Below are 10,626 nucleotides of genomic sequence, written 5' to 3' on the forward strand. Positions count from 1 at the left end.
GTGGTGGTTACGGTGCCCGGCCGATGGGCGGCGGCATGCCGATGAGCGGCATGGGCGGCGGCATGGGCGGCGGCGGCTCGCCGATGAGCGCCTTCGGTGGCGGCGGCCTCGGCGGTCTGGGTGGCCTCTTCACCCCGGTCGTCAAAGCCGGGCTCAGCGGGAGGTCCCCGTCCGGTCAATCCGGTTCCGCCAAAGGCATTCCGGCGATGCCGGGCCTGGACCGGCCGGGACTGGCCAACGAAACCCGGCTCCAGAAGTACACCCGCCGTCTCAGCCGAGCCATCACCGCCGCCTTCCCCGAGATCACCGACATCGGTGGCTACCGGCCGGATTCGATGAAGTGGCACCCCAACGGCCTTGCCCTGGACGTGATGATTCCGCAATGGGACACCCCGGCCGGCAAGGCCCTCGGCGACCGGGTCGTGCAGTTCGTGCAGGCCCACGCGCAGGAACTGGGTTTCGCACACGCACTGTGGCGTAAGGCTCAACACAACCCGGACGGCAGCTCCTCACCGATGGAGGACCGCGGCGACGCCAATCAGAACCACTTCAACCACGTGCACATCGCCAGCATTGGCGGCGGGTACGACGGCTACTGACCCGTCATTCCTCGGCGAGCTCTATCCGAGCGACTCTGCGGCCTTCTGAATGGAAGTACGACTTTCGTGCACCTCGCGCATCACCGCAATGGCGTCGTCGAAGGATTCCGCGTCGGGCAAGCTGGCCGCGATCAGAGTTTCCATCTTGCGCATGTTCGCGTCGAGGGCATCGAGCGCGGCCGCGCGAGCGCCGGGATCGTTCAGTTCGCTGGTCAATACCTCTAGGCACACCGCGGTGATGGCCACGACGGCCGAGGCGATGGACAGCGCCTGGCCGTACTGCGTGGCGCTGCGCATGCCGCCGGCCGAGGCCAGGCGCTGCTGTAGGGCTTCGGTGCGATTGGTGCCGCTGGGATCGCGCGGCGGAAGCTTCGGCGGAGCATCTCCGTCACGAATGGCCTGAAACGTCCCGCGTGGCCACTGCAGCGCATCCTCCAGCTTGGGCACGGTGCTCACTCGGGGCGGTCCCGCGCCCCGTTCGAGCCTGGTTGCGGTACCGAGCGACACCCCGGCGAGGTCGGCGAGCGAACGTTGGGAAAGCCCCAGTTCCGCGCGTCGTCGCACAACGGCGTCCCGCAGTCGCGCCAGGGACGGATCGAGGACATCACCGCTGGCAGGCGTGGTTTCGCCTGCTTCCTCGTCGGTGTCGCCGTCCACACACAAAGTGAACCACATGCAGCCCGTACAGACACGTATCTGACTACGTGCGTGCTCGACAGCTACCCACCCGAGTACCCAAGCCAACTACACCACGGATGCACAACTAGAGCGCAACATATCCACCACGAGCGGCGAATCCCGAAGAATTTTTCGGCCGGCCACCGGCGGTAGCCACGCCGGCGATCCGCAGACAGCTAATCGACTCTAAGTGCACGTCAGTGAGCTTTTCGGGCCATCGTTCCTAGATGAATACATTCGCGAAATCGTCCCGCTGTCGGCACCGGCCGTGGACAGTTGACGATTTGGCCTGCACAGATGCCCGTTGATGGGGTTATGATCGCCGCATGCCCAACAAGGGCACAACTAAAGACCACTTAGAGCACAATTCGGAAGGTGGCGTCATGGCGCATCTAGTGGCCAATCCGGTCAAGATCGACGTGAACGGGCTATGCAACTACTCGGCTGACCCTGAGGACTGGTTCGACTACCGCAAGGCCCAGCAGTGCAAGCGGATCTGCGGCAACTGCCCGCTGCGGCAGGCCTGCGCCCGCACCGCGCTGGCGCTGGAGGCCACTGACGGCGTGTGGGCCGGCGTCGACCTCCCTGGCGAGCACGCCACCGTCGAGGAGCACGGGGTCGCGCGGCGGCAGCTGGCCATGGTGGTCGCCGCGATGGATCACCAGCCCGAGGCGCACCGACGCCGCTGCTTGGCGATCAGGGAAGCCATGCACAATGCCGCGTTCCCAGGGGCCAGGACGTACGTCGCGGAGTCGGCCAGTGCCTAGTTCGGGTCCACGAACCTGCACCAACCGACTCCTTCGGGACTACCTCGTCGCGGCGCTGCGCTGCTCGGCGCACCCACTGACCACGACGCAGCTGCGCCAGGGCGCACCGCCGGTCGCCGTGACAGGAAGCGCGCACCCGTTGCCGCCGACGCAGGAGACCATCTACCGGCTGCTGCGCTGCCTGCAGAACGAAGGGGCCGTCGCCGCGGCAGAGACCGGTGTCTTCCGACGAGCGTGGGTTGCGTCGGCCGACCCCGCCACCGACCGTGAAATCGCCACCTTGGATGCGCTGTTCACCGCACCCAGCGCCTCACCCGCGCACCGGCCTCAGAAGCTCGGCCCATGCCGGCGACGCCGCTGACCGCAGACGTGCTCGCCGCATTGGAGCGCATCGGATGTCCGGTCAGCACGACTGATGTCATGCGATGGCTCAACCGCGACCGCGCGACACACCTGGTCGTCGACCAGGTGTACCGCGCCCTGGATGCGCTGCGCGCCCGAGGCGCGGTGCAGCGCCTCACATCGGCGGGTAACAAGCGGGTCCGCTACTGGACGATCGCCGGCGAAGGATGCACCTGCGGCGCGGCTCAACGAGGCGCATCATGACCGGCACCGGCAGCACCGATGACGAGGAGTCCCTGTCGATCGGGCAGTGGTGGCGGATTCTGGTGTCGGGCCGCCCGCACCAGGTCATCGGCGACGACCCCGCCGACCCCTATCTGCTGCGGTGGTTCCTCATCCCGCGAAACCCCATCCTCAACCTCTACCGGCACCGGTTCTGTCAGTCCGATCCCAGTGTGCCGCACGACCATCCGTGGCATTTCGCCTCCATCGTCATCCGCGGGCGCTACCGGGAGGTCGGTCAGCACCGCACTGTGGTGCGCGGGCCCGGATCACTGGCGTTCCGACGCGCCAGCTCCCGGCACCGCGTGGAGCTGCTCGGGCACCCGGTGACGACGGTGATCCTCACCGGCCCGCGGTGCCGGTCCTGGGCTTCTGGTGTCCACGCCCGGTCGGGCCGCCCGCGTTCGTGCCGTGGAAGCAATTCGGCCCCGGCGGATGCGGCGAATACCTCACAAACCCCGCCCCGACGACCCGGAGCACCACCGCATGACCATCGAGATCAGCACCCCGCGGCGCACTCCATCGAGCGCACCGCCCCCGTCGCCGACCGCGACCCCTGCCGTGGTGCGAGTACTCGTCTCCCGCTTCCGTCGCCAGGCGCGATGCGGCTGCGGGTGGACGGGCCGGCGTCGGCTGATGCGTTCCCTCGCTGTCCTCGACGCCCTCACCCACGCAGCGCGCCAAGGATGCCGGCCAGCCGTTCCGCTGGTCGACGTCGACATCGGCGTGAGCGAACGGCCATGACGCCGGGGACGCCGATGGGCATCGACGACCGGCGACTACGGGCGTTCTTCGCCGTCCGGGGCTACCCAGACCCCGCCACTGTCAGTCAGGAGAGGACAATATGGCTCGCAACAGGAAGCCGGACCCGAACCAGCCGGATCTGTTCAGCATCCTCGACGACGCAGGCGGTGACGGTGATCGACCCGGAGATCCTCAAGGCGGTGGCGACGGTCTACTCGACCGATCTGAGCCTGCCCGAGGAGTGGACTCCGGAACGGCGCAACGAGTTCCTGACGGCCGAGGCGGACAAGATCAGTTCGATGGCGGCCAGCATGGCCGAGGAGCTGTGGGAGAAGGCGCTGGTGGCGTGGAGCCGCCAGCGCAACGGCCAGACACCCAATCACGCGACCAAGGTGGCGTTGTTGAAGGCGGCGCGGGAGCAGGCAGCGCGGACGGTGTTGAACAACGAACTCTACGAGATGGTGGAGATCGACGAGAGCGTCCCGGAGTCGGAGAGAGTGGACCCCGCACCGAACCCCGCGGGCCTCACCTGGGAGCAGCGCTGGACGAACCCGGCACTTCAGAGCGAGCCCAGCGAGGACCTCGAAGCACTGATCGACCACCTGTGGCCGGCCCCGGAATTCTCGGGTCCGTTTCGGATCAAGGCGGGATACCTGATGGCGGCGCGGGCCGAGGACGCTCTGGAGTTACCCGACCGCCCCGAGGCCCCCTTGACCGCCGATCTGGCGCAGATGATCTTGCGCGATCTACGCGCGGACGGCCTGCCCGAACGGTAGGCCCCCAGGTATCGCTCTTCGACGACCTCACCGACGACCTCGCTGAAGACACGGCCACCGCCACGGCTGCGGACCTGTCGGCTGAGGCCCTAACCACCGACCCCGGCGAGACCGTAGCGGCGACCCCCGCCGCCGCCGTGGGCATTGTCGAGCCGGCGGAACCAGTGGAGCCAGCCGCTGCCGAGGAATTTCGCAGCGCCGCAGACTTTCCCGCCAGCACCGACGTTCTGGTGCCTTCCGGGTCCAAAGCGCGCGCCCGCGCGAACATCGCGGCGGTCGAACTCGTGCACACACTGCGCGACGCCGGGCGTCCAGCGACCCTGCCCGAGCAGCGCACCCTTGCCGCCTGGTCGGGATGGGGGGCCATCCCCCAGGTGTTCGACCCGCGCGCCGACGACTTTGCCGCTGAACGCGCTCAGTTGGCTGGCCTGCTCACCCCCGAGCAATATCGGCGCGCCCACGCGTCGATCCTCAATGCCCACTACACCGACCCCGCCGTGGTGTCGGCGGTCTGGGATGCACTAGGCGCGGCGGGTTTCTCCGGTGGCCCGGTGCTCGAACCCGGCTGCGGCAGTGGCACGTTCATCGGCCACGCACCCGAGAGCGCTACGATCGTCGGCGTCGAAGCCGACGACATCACCGCCGCCATCGCCGCACTGCTGTACCCCTCAGCGCAGATCCGGCACGAAGGATTCGAGACCACCCGTATCCCGGAGGGCAGCTTCACCGCGGCGGTCGGCAACGTTCCGTTCGGCAAGTACGCCCTCACCGACCCCGTGCACAATCCGCGCCGTCACAGCATCCACAACCACTTCATCGTCAAGTCGCTGTCGCTGGTAGCCCCCGGCGGCTACGTCGCCGTGCTGACTAGCCGTTACACCATGGACTCGGTGAAAACCACTGCACGCCAGGACATCGCGCAACGCGCCGACCTCATCGGTGCGCTGCGGCTTCCGTCGCAGGCATTCAGCCGGGTCGCCGGCACCGACGTCGTCACCGACCTGCTGGTCTTTCGTCGCCGCGAGGACGGCGCCAGGGTCGATCTCGACACCCTGGACTGGATCGGCACCGAGGACGCCGAGCTGGTCGACCCGCGTACCGGCGACGAGGAACAGATCGCCGTCAACGCCTACTTCCTCAACAATCCACAGCGCGTCCTGGGGGCCACCGAGCTGGGCCACGGTGTGCACGGCTCGGCGCAGCTGGTCGTCACCGGGGCTACCGGACACGCCCTGGCCGACCAGATCCGCGATCAACTCCAGCCGATGATGACCGCGGCGGTCGCGCGCGGCATGGGCCTCACCGCCCGCAGCACCGACCTGTCAGAGCGCATCACCGAGAACTTCGCCCCCGGTCTGCGCACTCAGGACACCGAGGTCGACGACCCACCGCTCTACACGCTGCGCTACAACGCGGCCACCCGCAGCATCGACGTCTGGGCCGGTCACGGGTGGGAGCCCAACAAGACACCCAGGACGCTGGTCGAGGAGACCAAGGAACTCATCGCGCTGCGCGACGTCGCCACCGCACTCATCGCCGCCCAACGCGACGGCGAACCCGAGCACGACCGTGACCAACTGCGCGCGCACTTAAACACTCTGTACGACAAATACGTTCGCAAGCGGGGGCCGGTCAACCGGTTCGAGTGGGTGCAGCGCAATGCCACTCAGGCCCTGCACGACAAGCGTATCGCCAAGCTCGAAACGACCTGGCGCGAGCAGGAGGGGACCACCGGCCGGCCCTACGACGGTCCCGTGCCCACCGAACTCGTCGAGCAGTGGGAGACCGAAGCCTGGGAGCCGCCCGAGCCGTTCAAGAAGTTCCGTCACCTCGAAGGTGGCATGCGCTACGACCCCGGCTGGGCGGTCGTGTCCTCACTGGAGGACTTCGACGAGGAGACCGGAACTGCCACCAAGGCACCGGTCTTCACCCGCGACGTGCTCACCGCGGACGTCGAGCGGACCACCGCCGACACGCCCGAAGAAGCGCTCGCGATGAGCCTGGACCGGACCCGACGAGTCGATGTCGAGTTGATCGGCGAGCTGCTCGGCGTGGGAGAGGAGGACACCCGCGCTCTCATCGAGGGGCTGGTCTATCCGAGTCTCGACGACCCCGACGACCTGGTGCCGGCCACCACCGCACTCTCGGGCAACGTGCGCTCCAAGCTCGCCGCCGCGATCGAAGCCGCTGACGCCAACCCGGTGTACGAGCCCTACGTCGGCGCGCTGCGCGAGGTGCAGCCCGAGCAACGCGAAGCCGAGGACATCAAGGTTCGCCCAGGCGCGCCCTGGATTCCGGCGCCCGTCATCGCCGCCTTCGCCGAAAAGACATTCGGGGTCACCGGTGTCACCGCTGAGCACATCGGCGGCCGCTGGACGGTCGACGTCCCCGGTTACAAGCGCCACGGTCGCCTCATGACCGACGAGTGGGGTTTGGAGAAGCGCAATTTCGACGCGGTGAGTCTGCTCGAAGCGGTGTGCAACTCCAAGGCCGTGGTCATCACCACCGAAGAGGGCGAGGTCGACGCACAAGCGACGTTCGCCGCGCAGGCCAAGTGCGCCAAGATCACCGAAGAGTTCAGCCGCTGGCTGTGGTCTGATGACGAACGGCGCGACACCCTCGTCAGCGAGTACAACCGGCGGTTCAACTCCCTGCGCGCCCCGGTGTACGACGGCAGTCATCTGCGGCTGCCGGGGCTCTCCGATCACTTCAGTCCGCACTACTATCAGCGCAACGCCGTCGCCCGCATCATCAACGAGCCCTCCACCCTCCTCGATCATGTCGTCGGCGCCGGCAAGACCGGCACGATGTTGATGGCGGCGATGGAGCTTCGGCGCCTCGGCCTGGTCCGTCAACCCTGGATCGTGGTGCCCAACCACATCATTGAGCAGGTTGGACGTGAGGCCAAGCAGTGGTACCCCGCCGCCAACGTCCTGCTGGGGTCCTCGGCCACCACCGCCGAGGGCCGGCGGCGGTTCATCGCCCAGAGCGCGGCCAGCGAGTGGGACATGGTGATCGTGCCGCAGTCGGCGTTCACCGCCATCAACGTCTCCAACGACGTGCGCACCGCCTACGCCGAAAAGCAGCTCGACGAGCTGCGCGTACAGCTGCAGGACTCGACCGTCGAACGCAGCCAGAAGGCCATCATGCGGGCGATCAAAGCGGCCCAGGCGCGCCTGGAGAAGCTGATGGCCGCCGAAACCAAGGACATCGGACTGCGTTTCGAGGAATCGGGGTGCGACTACCTGCTGATCGACGAAGCGCACATGTACAAGAACAAGCAGCGCGTGTGCAACATCGAGGAGCTGTCGTGCGCGAGCGCCGCGCAGCGCGCCGAGGACCTCAGTCTCAAACTCGACGTGCTGCGTGAACGACGCCGCGACGAGGCGCGGGCCCGCGGTGTCCCCGAGCACGCCGTCGTCGAGCGGGTGGCCACCTTCGCGACCGGAACACCGATCGCCAACTCCCTCGGAGAGCTCTTCGTCATGCAGGCCTACCTCCGGCCCGACCTGCTGCGCGAGGCCGGTGTGGCCGACCTGGGGGACTGGGGGGCTGCGTTCACCGCCACTCACACCAGCGTCGAGGTCAACGCGACCGGCACCAAACTGCGGCCGGTGACGCGCGTGGCCAAGTTCACCAACCTGCCCGAGCTGCTGGCGTTGACCAACGCCTACACCGATGTCGTCACCCGCGACCAAGTACCGGTCAAACTGCCCGAACTGCGTACCGGGGCGCGTCAGATCGTCAGCCTCAAACCCGATGTCGAGGTCGTCGACTTCATCGGCGATCTGGGCTGGCGCGCGGAGCATCTCGACGCCCGAAAGCCCCAGCGCGACAACATCCTCAAGATCAGCAACGACGGCCGCAACGCCTCCCTGGACCCAAGGATGGCGCACCTGGGCGCCCCCGAGCACAGCAGAGCTGCCGAAGTCGCCGAACGCGCCATGGGGGTGCAGCGGCGGCTGGGCGATCGTCAGTACCGTGACCGCGACACCGGCGAACTGCTGCCCGCACGCGGACCGCTGCAACTGATGTTCTGTGACCGGGGCACCCCGTCGAAAGATCCGCGCCAGTTCACCGTCTATCAAGCCATCAAGGACGAACTCGTCGCTCGAGGCATGCCGCCGGAGGCCATCCGCTTCGTTCACGAGGCGCGCAATCCCGCGCAGCTCAAAGCGCTGTTCGCGCAATGCAATCGGGGCGAGGTGTCGGTGCTCATCGGCAGTACCGAGAAGATGGGCACCGGCACCAACGTGCAGTCTCGCCTGGCCGCCCTGCACCACGTGGACGTTCCGTGGCGTCCGGCTGACCTGGAGCAGCGCGAAGGCCGCATCGTGCGCCAGGGCAACCAGAACGACGAGATCGACATGTTCCTCTACGTCACCGAGTCCAGCTACGACACCGTGATGTGGCAGAAGGTGCAGGCGAAGGACCTGTTCATCCAACAGATGCGGCGAAAGGAAGTGCTCGATTCCGAGATCGAGGATCTTGGTGGGGGAGACATCGGCGCTGCCGCGGCCGAAGCGAAGGCCATCGCCACCGGTGACCCCCGCTACCTGCGCCAGGTCGAACTCGACGACACCGTGCGCCGCCTCACCGCGCTGGACCGGGCGCACCAGCAGTCCGTACGCAGCCGCGATTGGCAGGTCACGGTTCTGGAACGCGCCATTCCGAAGAAGCAGACCGACATCGACGCTCTCGCCCCTGTAGCGCAGGCCGCCGCCGAGCGCGGGGACGCACCGCACCGCATCGTCGTCGGCGGGAACACGTTCGCGGAGCGCACTGATGCCGCGGCCGCCCTCACGACGGCGTGCCGGCGCGCCTACATGGCCGGCAAGGACCGCGGCGCCTCGCGCTACGAACCGATCGGGGCCGCGATCAACGGTGTCGAGGTCCTGGGCGCCCGTGACCTCACCCACGACATGTTGCTGCTGCGGCTGAACGTCCCCTCGCGAAGCACCGAAATCGACGGTGCCGAGTTGTTGGCCGCCGGATCATCGCTCGGGCTCGACGTGTCTGGACCCAAACAGCTCGGTCTGCTGCGCCGCGTGGAGAACCTCTACACGGGACTGCCCGAGCACCACGTGCGCCTGCAGCGCGAACAAGAACGCCAGCGTGCCGAACTCGATGACCTGCTGGCTCATCCGCCAGCACCCTTCGAGCAGCGCAGCGAGCTGGAGGCCAAGCAGGCCGAGCTATCCGCGCTCACATTGGAGCTGCGGATGGCCGCCGAGACCCCCGAGGCGAAGGCCCGCGCCGAAGCGGCCAACCAACGGATGAAGATGCGCGGACGTGAACCCGGCTGGAGTCTCACCCTGAACCCCACCCCGGCGCTGGTCGAAGAACTCGGCTATCCCAACGCCGACGCGGTGCGCCGCGCCGTGCGCATCCGCGAACGCATGGCGCTCGAACACCACCAACGCGAGATCACGCCCCGCAATCAGGATCGCAGCCGCGACGAGGACGACCGCGGCCTCGGGCACTAGGGTCTCATATCGGTACTAATCACCCATATGGGCACTATGGAAGATCGAACACCCACCCGCCACGTCTGGCCTGCTCCTCCAGGCGAAGGGACCCGACAGAGAGGATTCCGCGTGACCTCACCGCTCGACGAATGGGTGAACCGGTCGGCGATCGTCATCGACGCCATGGCGCACTTCGATCTGCCCGCACACCTCGAACTGGACTACTCGCTGCCCTCCCTACGCCAACTGGTCGCCGCAGCCCGCGAGCACTTCGGCGACCCCGCCGACGCGCTCGTCGAGGACGAACAGCCCTTCGTCGAGGGACTGGTGGCCTACCTGGGGGAGTGTCTGATTCGCGTCGGCCGCGGCCGGTGGCGCTGGGACGATGACCCCCGCCGGTTCGCCGAGCGTGGTCACCCGCTGCTCACCAACGCAGCTTTGCTCGGCCTGGTGTCGGATCACCGATGGGTGTTCGACGGCGTTCAAGTCACCGGAGTTCCCGTGGTCGACGCCGATCCGGAACTCGGCCTTTCGCCGGCGTCTCCTCTGCACCTGCTCCTGGCCGAACTCGGCGGAGATCCGGAACCCATTGAGGCGGAACACGAACGCTGGGAACACGCGGCCGACACGCACGCCGCCGGCCACCCGTCATGGACCGAGCCGTCCGCACCTATCCTGACCGCCGGGTTTCCCCGGCTTCCCCGCTCACCCGAACTCGACGCATGGCTCGCCCAGCGCCGCCACGCGTTCCCCCGATGGGCCCAGGCATACGGCGGCGGAAGGTGGGATTTCAATGCCGACACCATCGATGCCCTTGCCGAGCTGGTGTTCCGCGTGACGCCGACCGTGGAAGCCCTGCTGGACCCGGCCAACGCCGACTTCGCCGAAGGCGCCGGCTAAGTCCCCTGGGGTGGTGGGAATTCGGGGACGGGGCTGAGGTGGGCGGAGATGTTCAGGCCGTGTCGGTGCC

General features: G+C 67.7%; 8 protein-coding genes. 7 read left to right on the forward strand and 1 reads right to left on the reverse strand.

Annotated elements, in window-relative coordinates:
• On the forward strand, window positions 1-599 hold a 599-nt coding region (locus AC3WTE_RS28010; RefSeq protein WP_492442761.1), incomplete at its 5' end, for a VldE C-terminal domain-containing protein.
• A 21-nt stretch (window positions 600-620) separates the two neighbouring features.
• Here AC3WTE_RS28010 and AC3WTE_RS28015 read toward each other — a convergent pair.
• Complete coding sequence (locus AC3WTE_RS28015; protein ID WP_492442762.1) at window positions 621-1,256, reverse strand: helix-turn-helix domain-containing protein; 636 nt, start codon at window positions 1,254-1,256, stop codon at window positions 621-623.
• Window positions 1,257-1,660: 404 nt separating this feature from the next.
• On the opposite strand from AC3WTE_RS28015, the gene AC3WTE_RS28020 reads away from it, so the two are divergent.
• The 6 genes from AC3WTE_RS28020 (at window position 1,661) to AC3WTE_RS28045 (ending at window position 10,556) form a co-directional block, all read left to right on the forward strand.
• The gene (locus tag AC3WTE_RS28020) at window positions 1,661-2,044 is read left to right on the forward strand and encodes a WhiB family transcriptional regulator (protein WP_492442763.1); all 384 of its coding nucleotides are present in this window, start codon (window positions 1,661-1,663) and stop codon (window positions 2,042-2,044) included.
• Window positions 2,037-2,405, forward strand: coding sequence for a hypothetical protein (locus tag AC3WTE_RS28025; protein WP_492442764.1), 369 nt, complete (start codon window positions 2,037-2,039; stop codon window positions 2,403-2,405). The genes AC3WTE_RS28020 and AC3WTE_RS28025 overlap by 8 nt, the downstream gene beginning before the upstream one ends.
• Complete coding sequence (locus tag AC3WTE_RS28030) at window positions 2,387-2,650, forward strand: hypothetical protein (RefSeq protein WP_492442765.1); 264 nt, start codon at window positions 2,387-2,389, stop codon at window positions 2,648-2,650. Before AC3WTE_RS28025 ends, AC3WTE_RS28030 begins: the two co-directional genes overlap by 19 nt.
• A complete protein-coding gene (locus tag AC3WTE_RS28035) occupies window positions 2,647-4,188 on the forward strand; it encodes a hypothetical protein (protein WP_492442766.1) in 1,542 nt (513 codons plus the stop codon). The genes AC3WTE_RS28030 and AC3WTE_RS28035 overlap by 4 nt, the downstream gene beginning before the upstream one ends.
• Before the next feature lie 164 nt (window positions 4,189-4,352).
• The gene (locus AC3WTE_RS28040) at window positions 4,353-9,674 is read left to right on the forward strand and encodes a helicase-like domain-containing protein (RefSeq protein WP_492442767.1); all 5,322 of its coding nucleotides are present in this window, start codon (window positions 4,353-4,355) and stop codon (window positions 9,672-9,674) included.
• A 111-nt stretch (window positions 9,675-9,785) separates the two neighbouring features.
• Complete coding sequence (locus tag AC3WTE_RS28045) at window positions 9,786-10,556, forward strand: hypothetical protein (RefSeq protein ID WP_492442768.1); 771 nt, start codon at window positions 9,786-9,788, stop codon at window positions 10,554-10,556.
• Window positions 10,557-10,626 lie beyond the last annotated feature (70 nt).

The organism is Mycobacterium sp. FW102-FHT13B02, from assembly GCF_058790275.1.